This is a genomic window from Niallia sp. FSL W8-0177 (assembly GCF_038006285.1).
In the GTDB taxonomy this organism is placed as follows: domain Bacteria; phylum Bacillota; class Bacilli; order Bacillales; family Cytobacillaceae; genus Niallia; species Niallia circulans_A.
This window is the reverse complement of record NZ_JBBOUX010000001.1, coordinates 3953480-3968403: the sequence shown is the minus strand read 5'-3', so window position 1 is coordinate 3968403 and position 14924 is coordinate 3953480. Positions and strand designations below refer to the sequence as shown.

The 14924-nt window shown below is 37.1% G+C and carries 15 protein-coding genes; 14 read left to right on the top strand and 1 reads right to left on the bottom strand.

What is annotated here, in order from left to right; all coding sequences use genetic code 11:
- Window positions 1–18 precede the first annotated feature (18 nt).
- The 12 genes from NST77_RS19315 (at window position 19) to NST77_RS19260 (ending at window position 11555) form a co-directional block, all read left to right on the top strand.
- Window positions 19–687, top strand: coding sequence for an AroM family protein (locus NST77_RS19315; protein WP_163185119.1), 669 nt, complete (start codon window positions 19–21; stop codon window positions 685–687).
- An 11-nt stretch (window positions 688–698) separates the two neighbouring features.
- Window positions 699–1646, top strand: a complete 948-nt coding sequence (locus NST77_RS19310) for an aminopeptidase (RefSeq protein WP_095329474.1) — start codon at window positions 699–701, stop codon at window positions 1644–1646.
- 16 nt (window positions 1647–1662) lie between these two features.
- A complete protein-coding gene (locus tag NST77_RS19305; protein ID WP_123258524.1) occupies window positions 1663–2523 on the top strand; it encodes an NADPH-dependent oxidoreductase in 861 nt (286 codons plus the stop codon).
- A gap of 14 nt (window positions 2524–2537) precedes the next feature.
- Entirely contained in the window at window positions 2538–3071 is a 534-nt protein-coding gene (locus NST77_RS19300; protein ID WP_163185122.1) for a nitroreductase family protein, read from the top strand.
- Window positions 3052–3357 carry a DUF6092 family protein gene (locus NST77_RS19295; RefSeq protein WP_095329520.1) on the top strand — a complete coding sequence of 102 codons (306 nt, stop codon included), beginning with the start codon at window positions 3052–3054 and terminating at the stop codon, window positions 3355–3357. The genes NST77_RS19300 and NST77_RS19295 overlap by 20 nt, the downstream gene beginning before the upstream one ends.
- A 348-nt stretch (window positions 3358–3705) precedes the next feature.
- Window positions 3706–5064 (top strand): FAD-dependent oxidoreductase, encoded by a 1359-nt coding sequence (locus NST77_RS19290; protein ID WP_095329477.1) that lies wholly within the window; start codon window positions 3706–3708, stop codon window positions 5062–5064.
- Between the two features lie 97 nt (window positions 5065–5161).
- Window positions 5162–5770, top strand: coding sequence for a DNA-3-methyladenine glycosylase (locus NST77_RS19285; protein ID WP_204259824.1), 609 nt, complete (start codon window positions 5162–5164; stop codon window positions 5768–5770).
- 100 nt (window positions 5771–5870) lie between these two features.
- Complete coding sequence (locus tag NST77_RS19280) at window positions 5871–7784, top strand: BglG family transcription antiterminator (RefSeq protein WP_123258522.1); 1914 nt, start codon at window positions 5871–5873, stop codon at window positions 7782–7784.
- A gap of 170 nt (window positions 7785–7954) precedes the next feature.
- Complete coding sequence (locus NST77_RS19275; protein ID WP_172859482.1) at window positions 7955–9262, top strand: PTS sugar transporter subunit IIC; 1308 nt, start codon at window positions 7955–7957, stop codon at window positions 9260–9262.
- A gap of 167 nt (window positions 9263–9429) precedes the next feature.
- Complete coding sequence (locus NST77_RS19270) at window positions 9430–10866, top strand: glycoside hydrolase family 1 protein (RefSeq protein WP_095329481.1); 1437 nt, start codon at window positions 9430–9432, stop codon at window positions 10864–10866.
- A gap of 15 nt (window positions 10867–10881) precedes the next feature.
- Complete coding sequence (locus NST77_RS19265) at window positions 10882–11202, top strand: PTS sugar transporter subunit IIB (protein ID WP_123258521.1); 321 nt, start codon at window positions 10882–10884, stop codon at window positions 11200–11202.
- A 17-nt stretch (window positions 11203–11219) separates the two neighbouring features.
- A complete protein-coding gene (locus NST77_RS19260) occupies window positions 11220–11555 on the top strand; it encodes a PTS lactose/cellobiose transporter subunit IIA (protein WP_249879551.1) in 336 nt (111 codons plus the stop codon).
- 251 nt (window positions 11556–11806) lie between these two features.
- Here NST77_RS19260 and NST77_RS19255 read toward each other — a convergent pair whose 3' ends face one another.
- Window positions 11807–12778: a bile acid:sodium symporter family protein gene (locus NST77_RS19255; RefSeq protein ID WP_123260261.1), complete on the bottom strand. Its 972-nt coding sequence runs from the start codon at window positions 12776–12778 to the stop codon at window positions 11807–11809.
- A 371-nt stretch (window positions 12779–13149) separates the two neighbouring features.
- On the opposite strand from NST77_RS19255, the gene NST77_RS19250 reads away from it, so the two are divergent.
- Window positions 13150–13917: an ABC transporter ATP-binding protein gene (locus NST77_RS19250; RefSeq protein ID WP_095329485.1), complete on the top strand. Its 768-nt coding sequence runs from the start codon at window positions 13150–13152 to the stop codon at window positions 13915–13917.
- Window positions 13918–13935: 18 nt separating this feature from the next.
- Window positions 13936–14754, top strand: a complete 819-nt coding sequence (locus NST77_RS19245; RefSeq protein ID WP_095329486.1) for an ABC transporter permease — start codon at window positions 13936–13938, stop codon at window positions 14752–14754.
- Window positions 14755–14924 lie beyond the last annotated feature (170 nt).

The window sequence follows — 14924 nt, the reverse complement described above, 5'->3', positions numbered from 1 at the left end:
TAAAAAGGAGTTGTTTATATGAAAAAACTTGGAATGATTACAATTGGTCAAGCTCCAAGAACGGATGTTGCTCCAATTGTAGAGAAGTATGTAAACAAAGCGGAGCTTGTCCAAGTTGGAGTATTAGATGGGATGTCGAAAGATTATATTCAGACAAATCTATATCCTGAAGAAGGCGATTATGTTTTAACCTCTAGACTAGTAACAAATGAGTCGGTAGTTATGTCTCGCGAAAAAATAAAGCCAATTTTACAGGAGAAAATCTATTATTTAGAGAATATGGGAATAAGCCAAATATTGCTGTTGTGCACGGGTGTTTTTCCAGGGCTGCAAACAAGGAAAGCTTATTTAATTGAACCTGATCATATCATTCCCCCCACCATTAATGCGTTAGTAGGAAATAGAAGACTGGGAGTAATTGTTCCACTTAAGGAACAAATAAAGACGTCTCTTCCTAAATATGCCCCCTTAGGATTAAAACCTATTTTTAGTGTGGCATCACCATATAATATGAGTAGAGAGACCTTTAAGAATGCGGCTCAAGAATTAAAGAAGGAAGCAGATATAATTTTGTTGGATTGTATGGGGTATACAGAGAATGCTAGAGAGATGGTAGCCGAAATAGCTAATAAACCAGTCATTCTCTCCAATGCAATCATGGCAAAATTAGTATCAGAAATGATATAGGAGAGGGTAAAATGAATGAAAAAATGATAGAAACAAGCAAAAATGTTCTTGCTAACTGTTTAGGCATAAAAGAAGGAGAGTCATTTCTCGTTGTCACAGATGAAGCAAAGAGGGAAATAGCTGAATCCATATATGAAGCTGGCAAAGCGTTACGTGCTGAGACGATGTTTATTGTTATGCAGGACAGAGAAAAGTCGGGACAAGAGCCACCAGCAACTGTCGCAGCGGCCATGAAAGCAGCAGATGTGGCTGTTTGTGTAACGGCGCATTCCTTAACCCATACACAAGCTAGAAAAGAAGCAGTAGAGACAGGAACAAGGCTTGCGACAATGCCAGGAATAACAAAGGATATGTTCTTAGAAGGAGCCATTTCTGCAGATTATGAACAAGTGAGAATTCTTACGGAAGAAATAACAGACCAGCTTACAAAGGGAAAGCATGTCAAAATTGAAAAAGACGGCTATTGTTTAGCATTGGATATTACAGAAAGAAAGGGCATCCCAAGTACGGGGATGTACTTATATCCAGGGGAATCAGGTAATCTGCCGTCTGGAGAAGCATATATAGCACCAGTAGAAGGAACTGCAACTGGCACAATTGTCGTGGATGGCTCTGTGGCTGGAATAGGAAAGCTAAGTAATCCACTTAAGCTTACAATAAAAGAAGGTCGCCTAGTCGAGGCAGAAGGAGAAGAAGGAGAGCAATTATTAAAGATATTAGGCAATGGGGAAGGCAGAATGCTCGCAGAATTTGGGATAGGAACAAATGATAAGGCAAGGATCACAGGTGTGGTATTAGAGGATGAAAAAGTATACGGGACCATTCATGTAGCTTTTGGAAGCAATGCCACGTTTGGTGGAATAGTTTCAGCAGGCGTTCATATAGATGGAGTTGTCACCCAACCTACCGTATATATAGATGATGCATTATTGATGGAGAAAGGCGTATTGATCAAATAGCAAGGTGGTGACATGAGTGAGGGAATATACAAAAAGGGAAACGAGAATTGAGTTAGAAGGCTTATCAAAAGAGGAGCATTTACTTAATGAAACGATCGAGGTACTTACTGCTCATGAATCAGTAAGGGCTTTTCAATCGAAAGATATTCCGGCCAATATTCTTCAAACGATTATAACTGCAGCTAGAAGTGCACCAACTTCTTCAAACTTGCAGGCGTATAGCATTATTGTAATAAAGGATGAAGAAAGGAGATCACGGTTAGCTACCCTTTCTGGCGAACAGTCATTTATCCATGAGGCACCTGTGTTTCTAGTTTTCTGTGCAGATATTTACCGTTTGAAATATGTGACAGAATCACAAGGATATTCTTTTTTAGCCAATACGCTAGAAATGTTTCTTCTTTCCTCAATGGACGCCACCCTCGCCCTGCAAAATGCAGTAGTGGCTTCGGAATCATTAGGGTTAGGTTGTGTACCTGTTGGTTCCATTCGTAACCATCCTGATGCGGTTGCAGAGGAACTCGGCCTCCCAGCAGGCGTATTTGCTGTTTCGGGATTATCGATCGGCTTTGAAAAAGAAGGAACAAGGCGAGGCGTAAAGCCGAGATTGCCAGAAAAAGTAATGGTTCATCAGGAAAAATATACAATAGAAAATCTTGACGAGCTGCTAGAACAATACGATCATACGATGATTTCTCGTAAAACCTACGATGGCCGTAGAGTCTCCTTAGCTGGAGAACCAGAAAAGCAGGGAAAGGACTATGGATGGAGAGAACATACTGCTAGAAGATGCACGAGACCAGAAACGATCGCTGCCTCAGCAAGTTTAAGAGAAAATTTGAAAAAAGTATTAGAAAGTAGAGGCTTTTCTTTTTAAAGGAGGAATGGATATTGGATGTACTGGAGGCAATAAAAACAAGAAGAAGTTCACGCGCATTTGCAGAACGTGGCGGATTACCTCAAGAAATAGTTGATTCAATTGCACAAAGTATTTTACATAGTCCGTCAGGGAGCAATGCTCAAGAATCTCACTTCCTCATAGTCCAGAACGAAGAACAGATAAAAAGTATAAAAAGATTTTCCCCTGGTCTATCAGGAGATCCCGAGGCTGTTATTGTGTTGTGCTCCAACCCTGCAGAAGCCCTCCATAAAGGCGGAAAAGATTCGGAAGAAGTATTGCGTTTTGTAAATTTAGGAATAGCCGCTGCCTATATTCTTTTATCTACCCATTCATTAGGTGTCGGAAATTGCCCAGTTAGATCCTTTCATAAAGAAGCCATTAAGAAATTGTTGGAGCTTCCACATGAGATGGAGCCAGAGCTTCTCATCAGTTTAGGCTATTCAAAAGAATCTCCAAGAAAGAAAAAAAACAGGGAAAAAGAGGAGGTAATTTCTTTTGACAGATATGGAAACACGCAAAAATGAGAAGCTAGTAGAACTTGTTAGAGATTATAGCGGCTATATTCTTACAAGTGCAAAAGGACTATATCGAGAGCCTGCTCATTACGGACCACTAAGAATGGTTGGTGCATTGGAACGTACCTTAGTCTTATTAACAGAACTTGGAATAGAGGATAAGGAAATGGAAGAAGCGTTATCCTTTATACGAAAGGAGGGCTGGCGTGCTTTATCAGATCCGTTGGGATATGAGGAAGCATTAGACCAATCGATTGATCAGCTAGTTGAGCTTACCGTGCAAAATAAGGCGTAGAAGCATTAAAAAGTGTTTTTGAGTTGGCAAATAATAGAGGTTTTTCAACCGAAGACAAACCCAACTAATGATAGCGAAAATATTATAGGTTGGGTTTTAATTCATTAAAAAAGAAAGATTGTTGCATTATCGGTAGACTGAATAAGAGGTTTTGCTTTCTATTTAAATCTGGAATAAATTTCCGCGTTTTCTTTTGTGAATTTAATCACAAAATACTTGCATTAAGAAATATTCGATGTATAATAAAGATGTGAACGGAATGTGAATTCTATCACAATATATGTGATTTTTTTCACTAATTAAGTGAAAGGTTTCACATTCAATCTATTACAAAAGGAGTTTTTATACATGAAAGTAGTTGTAATTGGATGTACACATGCTGGGACAGCAGCGGTCAAAACGTTAGCAAATGTAAATAAAAATATAGATATAACTGTTTATGAAAAAAATAATAATGTTTCCTTTTTATCTTGTGGAATTGCTTTATATGTTGGCGGTGTTGCCAAAGATGCGAGTCAGTTATTTTATTCTTCACCAGAAGAGTTAAAAGCGCTTGGCGCAACGATGCATATGGAGCATGAAGTCCTAGAAATTGATACAGAAAACAAGCAAGTACATGTGAAGGACTTACAAACAGGCAAAGAAAAGATTGATCCATATGATAAGTTAGTAATGACTACAGGCTCTTGGCCAATAATCCCACCAATTGAAGGAATTAATCTGGATAATATATTGCTTTCTAAAAACTATAATCAAGCAAATGAAATTATTGAGCGTTCTAAGAATGTAAGAAATGTTACCGTAATTGGAGCGGGATATATTGGTGTTGAGTTAGTAGAGGCATTCGCGCTTAATGGAAAAAATGTCACGTTAATTGATAGTGAGGACAGAATTCTAAATAAATATTTAGATAAAGAGTTTACAGATGTGGTTGAGGCAGAATTTGCGGAGCGTAACATTCACTTAGCTTTACAACAAACTGTAACAAAATTTGCAGGTGATGAACGAGGAAAAGTAACAAAGGTTTATACCACAAAAGGAGAATATGAAACAGATTTAGTTATCTTATGTGTGGGCTTTAGACCAAACACAAATCTGTTAAAAGGTAAAGTAGACCTCCTTCCTAATGGTGCTATTAAAATTAATGAATATATGCAGTCAAGTAATCCAGATATTTATGCAGCAGGTGACAGCTGTGCTGTTAATTATAATCCAACTGGAGAAAAAATGTATATCCCTCTTGCAACAAATGCTGTTCGAATGGGAACACTTGTCGGCTATAATATTGCTGGACGACCATTGAAATACATGGGAACACAAGGGACTTCTGGCTTGCATATTTTTGGCTTAAATATGGCATCTACCGGATTAACAGAAGTTACGGCTAAATTTAATAATATCCCTTATGAAGTGGCAGAAGTAATCGATAATGATCGCCCAGAATTTATGCCGACATTTCATGAAATTCGTTTAAAAGTACTTTTCCATCAAGAGACAAGAGAAATTTTGGGGGCACAATTAATTTCAAAAGCAGATGTTACGCAAATGATGAATACATTATCTGTATGTATTCAAACTAAAATGACGATTGACGAATTAGGATTTATCGATTTCTTCTTCCAACCGCATTTTAACAAACCGTGGAATACATTAAATCAAGCTGGATTGGCAGCTATAGCAAAACAAAAAGAACTTGTTAAGCACTAGGTGAAAAGGATCATCTCTTTTTATAAAGGGGTGATCCTTTCTTTTTTGGGGGAAAGAAACGTATACTAGAAGAAATATAATAGGAGAGAGACAAATGATTGATTATATAAACCAGTCAACAGAAGAAATAGCACAGTTACTTTTAGGAAAAAAGCTTATTCATAAAACGCCGGCATATACGTATAGTGGTTATATTGTAGAGACGGAAGCCTATGTTGGGATAGAAGATATGGCTTGTCATAGCTATGCAGGCAGACGCACGCCTCGATTGGAATCGATGTATAAGTCAGGTGGAACCATCTATATTTACACGATGCATACCCACCATATGTTAAACATTGTTACAAAAGAAGAGGGAAATCCTCAGGCTGTTCTTATCCGGGCGATTGAACCTTTTGAAGGAATAGAAGAGATGGAAAAGAACCGAAAAACAAATGGTATAAATGTATGCAATGGACCTGGGAAGCTAACAAAAGCAATGGAAATCACCAAGGCTTTAAATGGTGTCTTTATAAATGAAGAATCTTTATGGATTGTAGATGGGAAAGTACCATCCCAAATAATCGAGTCTCCGAGAATTGGGATTCCAAATAAGGAGGAATGGACGCTAAAACCATTACGATATTATGTAAAAGGGCACCCATACGTATCAGGAATGAAAAAAGGCGAGGTGCTGTCTGCTGCAGATTATTGGCATTATGGATAACGGATAATTTGTTTGGAAACCGCTTTCTAATAAAAGGCCTGATAAGATATGATGGATATAACTAACATAGAAGGGAATTGGTTAAAAGGAGTGAGTGAAATTGTTACCAATAAGACAACAAAAGATACTGCATCAGCTTATGCAGTCAAAGTCTCCGCTTTCCAGTGATTACTTAGCAAATGCCCTGGATGTAACCACGCGAACAATTAGAAGTGATATGAAGGCATTGATCGATACATTAAAAGATAATGGAGCAGAAATAGTACTGACAAGAGGGAAGGGGTATGAATTAGTTATAGGAAATTATCATTATTTTAAACCATTTTTAACAAAAATAATGAATGAAAATAACGTAAGTACACCCCTTCCAACGGAACCTGAGGAAAGAGTCGACTATATTCTAAAACGTCTATTATTGGCGGAAGAATACTTGAAAATTGAACAGTTTGCTGAGGAGCTTTTTGTAAGTGAATCCTCTATTAAAAATGATCTGAAAGAAGTAAGAAGATTATTAAAAGACTTTAATTTAAATTTAGATAAGAAGCCAAACTATGGTTTAAAAATCATGGGACAAGAAGCTAAGCTGCGTTATTGTCTTGCGGCATATGTGTTTGACCAAGATGAAACAGATTGGATACTTCCAAATAAAAAACTAGAAGAAATAAGAAAAATTATTATCGAACAAGCCGAAAAGGCGTCTATTTTTTTATCAGATATTGGCGTAAATAATTTAGCAACACATATTGCGATTGCCTGTATTCGCATACAAAATGATAATTATGTTTCCATGCCTTTAAAGGAAATGGAGCCTCTTAAAGAAAAGAGAGAATTTGCGATTGCCAAACAGATTGTCTTTTTTCTAGAAAAAACGTTATATGTTACTTTTCCTGAATCTGAAATAGCCTATATAACCATCCATTTATTAGGTGCGAAAATGGTAGTTTACCAGTCTGATAGCAGAGAGAATATGTTAGAAATGATTGAGGAAGATATTCTAGCATTAACAAAAGCGATGCTCCAAGAAGTGGAGCAAGAATTGGATCTAGAAATAGCCTATGATGAAGAATTAATCTACGGGTTATGTCTGCACTTAAAGCCGGCTATCAATAGATATAAATATGATTTAACTATAAAGAATCCTCTTCTTGCTGAAATCAAGAAAAATTATCAAATGTCCTTTGACGCTGCTGTTATTATGGGGAAATACTTAAGCAAACATAAGAGGATGGACATTAATGAAGATGAAATAGGCTATTTGGCATTACATATTGGCGCAGCGCTCGAGCGAAAGAAAGCAAAAGGCAGTGTAAAAAGATGCTTGATTGTCTGTGCTACTGGGGTGGCAAGTGCTCAATTACTGTATCATAAGCTTCAGTCCACCTTTGGCAATAAACTTGAAATTGTAGGAACTGCTAATATGTTTACCATTGATAATTATGATCTAAGTACATTAGACTTCATTGTTAGTACCATTCCTATTAACAGGGAATTAACCATACCTGTTATTGATGTACATACTATTTTAAGAGAGGAAGACATTAGTAAATTAGAGCATATGGTTGTGGATAGAGTTGAAACTACCTTACAATATTTTTATCCTGACCTTGGATTTTTTCAACAAGAGTATCAAACGAAGGAGGAAGTATTGGCGTTTTTAGCAAGAGAAATTATACAGAAGGGGATTGCGCCAGATCATTTCTTTGAGTTAATCATGGAACGAGAAGAGATTGCTCCAACAAGCTATGGAAACTCCATAGCCATTCCTCATCCTCTAAAACCAATCACTGACAGTACTTTTTTATCTATTTGCACGTTAAAAAAACCAATTCAATGGGGCGAAAATAAAGTGCAGCTTATTTTCTTATTAAGTGTCCAAAAAAAGTACAAGAAAGATATTCAAAAGCTATATCAGCTGCTAGTCAAAATATCAGGAAATGCCTATATGGTGAATCAGCTATTAAAGGTAAAGTCCTTTGACGAATTCAAAGAATGTATTTTAGCTATTGGCCAATAGGAATTTATAGAAGGGAAGGAACTCCGGATTAGAGTTCCTTTTTTTGAGTCAGCCATTTCCAGTTTAACGTGGAAAATAAGTGCATGTAAATGTAAGCGCTTATCCAATAGAATGGAAAACAAGAAATGAATCATATCATTTCCATTTAAATTAGGAATGGAGGTTAATCAATGAGTTTTAAAGACAAAGCTACCGAGACCCTTGGAAATGTTGCTTACAAAATAACAAATCAGAAATATATTATGGCCATAAAAAAAGCTTTTGTGACGTTAATGCCTGTCATTATAACAGGAGCATTTGCCGTTTTAATCGCGAATATGGTGATGGGAACAGAGAGTGGTTTAGCCCATTTTAAAGCATTTGCCTTTTTGGCTGATTACCAGCCAATTATGAAAGCGATCCAATATGCTACCTTGAACTTCCTTACAATTGGGGCCGTTTTTCTTATTGGGATAGAGCTCGGACGGATCAATGGCCATCAGTCGTTATTCCCTGGAATATTAGCATTAATGTCCTATGTTTCTGTCGTTCCAACAACGCTAGAACTGCTTGTTAATGAGAAGAGTCAATTAGTGGTTGATGTTTTAGCCAGGCAGTTTTCTGACCCAAAAAGTTTATTCCTCGGAATGATTATCGCCATTGTATCGGTTGAAATTTATTGCAAGTTATCGAAAGTAGATAAGCTGCAAATTAAGATGCCTGATAGTGTTCCGTCAAATGTTGCGACTTCGTTTTCAGCACTAATTCCTTCTATTTTAACTGTAACGATTGTTGCTACTTTTGGATTTCTTTTTTTCAAAGTTACAGGGATTTATTTATATGAAGCAGTATATAACATTGTACAAAGACCTTTAGAAAGTGTCATGCAAGGACTGCCAGGGATTTTGATTCTTATGTTTGTCGCCCAATTTTTCTGGGTGATTGGTATTCATGGAAATCAAATGGTAAAACCGATAAGAGAACCACTGCTGCTGGCATCTATTACTGTTAATATGACGGCATTCCAAGAGGGAAAGGAAATTCCTAATATTATCACAATGCCGTTTTGGGACGTGTATATGAATATTGGTGGTTCAGGAGTAACCATTGGTTTATTAATAGCGATCTTTATGGTATCTAAACGAGAAGAAATGAGAAGTATTGCAAAACTTTCCGCAGGACCAGGTGTGTTCAATATAAACGAGCCAGTTATCTTTGGATTACCAGTCATGTTAAATCCGGTTATGGCGATTCCCTTTATTATTACCCCGCTGATTACAGGGACAATCGGTTATATTGCTACAGTAACTGGCTTTGCTGCTAAGGCTGTTGTTATGGTTCCATGGACGACTCCGCCTATTATTAATGCATACCTATCTACGGCCGGAAGTATTGGAGCGGTTATTACCCAGATCATTTGTATTGTCGTATCTGTTCTAATTTACTTGCCATTTGTATTGATTGCCAATAAGGCTCCTGCTGTTCCGGAAGAAGAGTAATTTAATAGGGAAAGGGAGGGGGAGATAAATCTGACAATCGGATCGTATAGGAAAGAGGGGATGATTCCTCTTTTCTCCTATCCGACCAATACTTGTGAGGTGGTCTATGATGGATCATTAGGCAATGCAGTTAACAGCTACTTGTGAAGGGTAAGGAGGAAAAAATAATGGAACAAATGAAAGTTACTATTCCAGATCATTTTATTTTAGGAGCAGCATCATCTGCGTGGCAAACGGAAGGATGGGCTGGAAAGAAGGATTCACAAGATTCCTATATGGATATCTGGTATAAAAATAATAAAAATGTTTGGCACAATGGCTATGGACCAGGAATCGCTACAGACTTTTACCATCGATATAAAGAAGATATCAGCATAATGCAGGAAATTGGGTTAACGCATTACCGGACATCGATCAATTGGTCCCGTTTCTTGGTGGATTATGAAAACGCAGTGGTAGACGAGGAGTATGCTCGATATGTCGATAATGTTATTAATGAGCTGATAGATAAAGGTGTAGAGCCAATGATTTGCTTAGAGCATTATGAATTACCGGCTGCTCTTTTTGAAAAATATGGCGGTTGGAACGATAGACATGTTGTGGACTTATTCGTCAAATATGCAGAAAAAGTATTCGAGCGTTACGGTCGTAAAGTGAAGCACTGGTTTACTTTTAATGAACCAATTGTTGTGCAGACCCGTGTATATTTAGATGCAATACGTTATCCATTTGAGCAAAATACCCAAAAGTGGATGCAGTGGAATTATCATAAAGCACTTGCTACTGCTAAGGTTGTTGCCTTGTTTAAAGAAAAGCAGCTGCATGGAACAGGAGCTAAAATCGGGGTTGTTTTAAACCCAGAGGTAACATATGCGAGATCTTCGGCTCCGCATGACCAAGATGCTGCCCGCATTTATGATTTGTTTTTTAATCGAGTATTTCTAGATCCCTCGATTAAAGGAGAATATCCAGCAGAATTAATGGATCTTTTACACAAACACGATATTTTATTTGAACATACAGAAGAGGATTTAACGGTAATAAGAAATAATACCGTTGATTATGTGGGGATTAACTTATATTATCCTCATCGTGTAAAGGCAAGGACAACGGCATGGAACGAAAATACCCCTTTTCATCCGGCTTATTATTATGAAATGTTCGATATGCCAGGTAAGAAAATGAATCCATTCCGAGGCTGGGAAATCTATCCGCAGATTATGTTTGATATGGCAACTCGCTTGAAAGAGGATTATGGCAATATTGAGTGGTTTGTAGCCGAGAATGGAATGGGTGTGGAAAATGAGTTTAAGTATAAAGACGAAAGTGAAGTAATCCAAGATGATTATCGCATTGAGTTTATTAGCGAACATCTTAAATGGTTATTAAAGGCAGTCGAACAAGGTGCAAACTGTAAAGGATATATGCTCTGGGCATTTACGGACAATGTTTCGCCGATGAATGCTTTTAAAAATAGATATGGACTAGTTGAAATTAATTTAGAAGAAAATCGAAACCGAAAAATGAAAAAGTCAGCTTATTGGTATAAGGAAATCATTAAATCTCGAGAAATCACCGTAAAAAATGATGATTTTATTAAATAATAGGAGGAATGAAGAATGAAAAGAATAATATTAGCTTGTGCAGCAGGTATGTCTACTTCCATTGTAGTATCAAAAATGAAGGCAGCTATTAAGGCAAGAGGCGAAGAAATTGATGTTTATGCCATTCCAGAAGGAGCAATTGCTGATGAATTAGCAACTTCAAGCGAAGGGGTAATGGCCATTCTTCTAGGGCCACAAGTACGATTTATGAAACAGGCGGCAGAAAGTGCTGCGAAACCATTTGGAATTCCAGTGGATGTCATTGATACAAGATTATACGGTACAGCTAATGGAGAGAAAATACTAGATCATGCATTATCATTAGCTAAAAATTGACGAAGAGAATAGGGGTGGTGAAATTGAATACTTTAGAGGAAATGCAGACAGCAGCTTTTCAGATTATTTCATTCGCTGGAGAAGCAAGAAGTTGTTATGTAGAAGCTATTCAGATTGCAAGAAATGGAAAAATGGACGAAGCGAAGCAAAAAATAGAAGAAGGTGTTCAATTTTACAATGAAATTCATAAAGTCCATGCTTCTCTTATCCAAAGAGAAGCTGCTGGAGAACAACTGCCATTCTCCCTTATTCTCATGCATGCAGAAGATCAAATGCTCACAACCGAAACATTAAAGATTATGGCAAGTGAGATGATAGAAATGTGTGCCATGATTATAGAGAAAAAATCATAAAAATTAACACGAAGCAGACACATAGATTTTTATAGGATTAGCGAGCAGAAGAAGTCAAGACCTCAAAGGCTAAGTTGAGGAGACCGAAAGTCAGCAGCTTAGAAAGTGAAATGGATTTTAGTCTGCGGGTAATACTCACAAACTAATAAAAAACCAAACGATTGATAAGGAAAATATTAGTAGCATTTTCTATCAGTCGTTTGGGATTATCCTCGATTAGAATACTTAAAACCTCTTAATTTTCAAATGAATTAAGAAATTTTCCCTTCCTTTATTTTCCCTATTACAGGCTTTTCATAGACTAATTTAATGAAGTACCCATATAAAGCTGCTAGAATTTGTTGGAATAGCATGCCAATCACAACGGGAACTGCTACTGCTGGAGGGAAAAAGCTCACAGCGAGAACTGCTCCAGCACTAATATTTCTCATCCCGCCAGAATAGATCATTGCTATTGTTTCTTCTTTGCTTCGTTTGGTAACTACTCCTAATATCCACGCAAAAAAGTATCCAGATAATGCTATTACAAAAACAGTAAGCGCTACTTGGAGAAACTTTTTATCAATATTTCGTAAGTAAGGGGCTACTACAGAACTATTAATACTAACAACTAGTGCTAACCCAATTTTAGAAAAAGCGGATAGTGTGTGATTCCACTTTTTCGCCTTTTCCACTGAAAACTGATTGATCACCATACCGAAAATAGATGGCAGAACAATCATTCCAAGCAACCCCTTCATCATCCCCCAAACCTCAAGCTGTACCGTTTCTCCTACAAAAAGGTTCATACTTAATGGAACAAGGAACGGAGACAGTAAGGTGTCGAGCAAGATAATCGCAAGAGTAAGTGCAATGTTTCCTTTATAGAGGCTAACCCAGATAACACTCGTGATTCCAGTTGGAATAACAACAGCTAATGTTAGCCCTGTAATCGTGTAAGGGTCATTTTGGAAAAATAAGTGACCAATCCAAAATGCCCACAAAGGAGTAAGAATATGTAGAATAGCCAGTGTTAAAAGCAAAGAAAACGGATGGGTGATTGTATATTTCACTGATTTTAAGTTAGATGTCAAGCTCCCTATAAAAGTCATCACTGCAAAAATCCATGGAACTAAGAAAGAGACATGATGAAGGATATCTGATAGCAATACCCCAATTAGGACACTAATCGGGGTTAAAAGGGGCATCCACTTCCCAAGAAAAGCATTGATTTTTTCTAACATGTACAGGACTCCAGTTCTTGTAAAAATATAAGTTCATTTTAACATAGAAATGCTGTGGATAAGTTGTAGTTGCGAAAATTTTCAGAATATTGATTTCGGAATAGTCTCCTGTAAAGCCTTCATTTATTCGAATGAACTTTTTTCTATAATAATTACCCATTCGCCTAATTTTACATATAGTATAGCAAGAGTAAATTTAGAAGCATGGCATATTCATTGACAATAGGGAGTTTTAAAGGCTGTTGATCACTTTTTTTCTCTACACGAGACCATGTGAAGTGAACGATAATTCAGTTGAGTATAACAGGCACGAGAATTGGTCTATAAAAAACACCTTAAAAATATGAATATTTTAGAACGGAGGGCTGTAATTGTATAAATTAGAGGTTAAGGACAGTAGTAAGGTTTTTCGAAAAAATGGCAAGGAGTTTTTCGCATTAAAGGATACAAATTTGCAGATTCCAGAAGGGAAATTTGTCAGTATTATCGGTCCAAGTGGATGTGGAAAATCAACGCTATTCAATATAATTGCAGGATTAATAAAACCATCAACAGGCCATGTCTTGTTAGACGGAAGGGACATTGTTGGAAAGAGTGGGCATGTTGGCTATATGCTTCAAAAAGACTTGCTCCTTCCGTGGAGAAATATTCTTCATAATGTGATTTTAGGATTGGAGGTAAAGGGTGTTCCTAAAAAGGAGGCGATCCAAAGAGCACTGCCTTTACTAGAGAGATATGGATTGGAAGGCTTTGAAAAACATTTTCCGGAAGAACTTTCTGGAGGAATGAGGCAGCGTGCAGCTTTGTTGCGAACATTGCTTTATGATCAAGATGTTATTTTACTGGATGAACCTTTTGGTGCTTTAGATGCACAAACACGCTTATTTATGCAGGAATGGCTTTTACAAATATGGGGAGATTTTAAGAAAACTATTTTGTTTATCACCCATGATATAGATGAAGCTATTTTTTTATCAGATGAGATATATATTTTGACGCCGAGACCAGGCACCATTAAGGAGAAGGTATCGATCCAATTACCAAGACCAAGAAATGAACAAACACTGCTAGACTCTAAATTTATTCAGTTAAAAGAATATGTACTACAAGCACTAAAATCAACAGAAGAAAAAGAATAGGGAGGGAGGAATGGAGATATGGAATCACAGGATAAAACGAAAGTTCTTTATATAGAGGATGATGAGGCCATTGCCAAAAGAAGAAAGAAATTCACCCGCATTGGACAATGGAGCTTTGGACTTATTTTTCTTCTTGCGTGGGAGCTGCTTTCTAAGTGGAAAATAATTGATTCGTATTATTGGAGCAGTCCGTTTACTATTTGGAAAACTGGTTATGTAGCTTGGACGGAAGGAACTTTATGGAGTGATCTATTATACACATCAGGAGCCACTATCTTTGGCTTTGGATTAGGTACCTTTTTTGGCGCTTTATTAGGTCTTTCCTTCTGGTGGTCGTATTATTATTCTCGTATATCTGAACCATATTTAATTGCCTTTAATGCAGTGCCGAAACTGGCTCTTGCTCCTGTCCTTGTTATTTTATTAGGAATAGGCTTTAGCTCCAAGGTAGTTCTTGCTTTTATGATGACCATCATTACAACAGCTCTTGCAGCATATAGCGGCGTAAAGGCAGTTGATAAAGATTTGGAAAAATTGATGTATTCCCTTGGCGCAAAGAGATGGCATGTCTTCACAAAGGTGGTGGTACCGACTACAATGCCATGGATTGTGAGTAGTTTAAAAATAAACATTGCTTTAGCTTTGGCAGGTACGATCGTTGGCGAATTTATTAGCTCTAGACAAGGGATTGGCAGAATGATTCTATATGCAGGACAAATTATGAATATCAATCTTGTTTGGGTGGGCGTAGCTGTGCTGTCTATTCTTTCGATTGTAATGTACTTTGCTACAGTATGGATAGAAAGGCTTCTTTTGCGAGGAAGAAATGTGGAATAGAATATTTTCCCCCTTGAAAAGAACATAAAGAGAAAAAATGTTCCATATATATGAAATAGAATATGTATTTCCATTATCCGCAATATACTTCTGGTTCATCTTCATTTTCTTATCTACTACTAAATTTCCCATTCTATTCATATATGAAAAAGGGGGCTTTACCTTGAAAA

What these genes read in the sequence shown, in the direction of transcription:
- NST77_RS19315 (WP_163185119.1), top strand. Translation starts at nt 19, where the DNA reads ATGAAAAAACTTGGAATGATTACAATTGGTCAAGCTCCAAGAACGGAT.
- NST77_RS19310 (WP_095329474.1), top strand. Translation starts at nt 699, where the DNA reads ATGAATGAAAAAATGATAGAAACAAGCAAAAATGTTCTTGCTAACTGT.
- NST77_RS19295 (WP_095329520.1), top strand. Translation starts at nt 3,052, where the DNA reads ATGGAAACACGCAAAAATGAGAAGCTAGTAGAACTTGTTAGAGATTAT.
- NST77_RS19290 (WP_095329477.1), top strand. Translation starts at nt 3,706, where the DNA reads ATGAAAGTAGTTGTAATTGGATGTACACATGCTGGGACAGCAGCGGTC.
- NST77_RS19275 (WP_172859482.1), top strand. Translation starts at nt 7,955, where the DNA reads ATGAGTTTTAAAGACAAAGCTACCGAGACCCTTGGAAATGTTGCTTAC.
- NST77_RS19270 (WP_095329481.1), top strand. Translation starts at nt 9,430, where the DNA reads ATGGAACAAATGAAAGTTACTATTCCAGATCATTTTATTTTAGGAGCA.
- NST77_RS19265 (WP_123258521.1), top strand. Translation starts at nt 10,882, where the DNA reads ATGAAAAGAATAATATTAGCTTGTGCAGCAGGTATGTCTACTTCCATT.
- NST77_RS19255 (WP_123260261.1), bottom strand. Translation starts at nt 12,778, where the DNA reads ATGTTAGAAAAAATCAATGCTTTTCTTGGGAAGTGGATGCCCCTTTTA.
- NST77_RS19245 (WP_095329486.1), top strand. Translation starts at nt 13,936, where the DNA reads ATGGAATCACAGGATAAAACGAAAGTTCTTTATATAGAGGATGATGAG.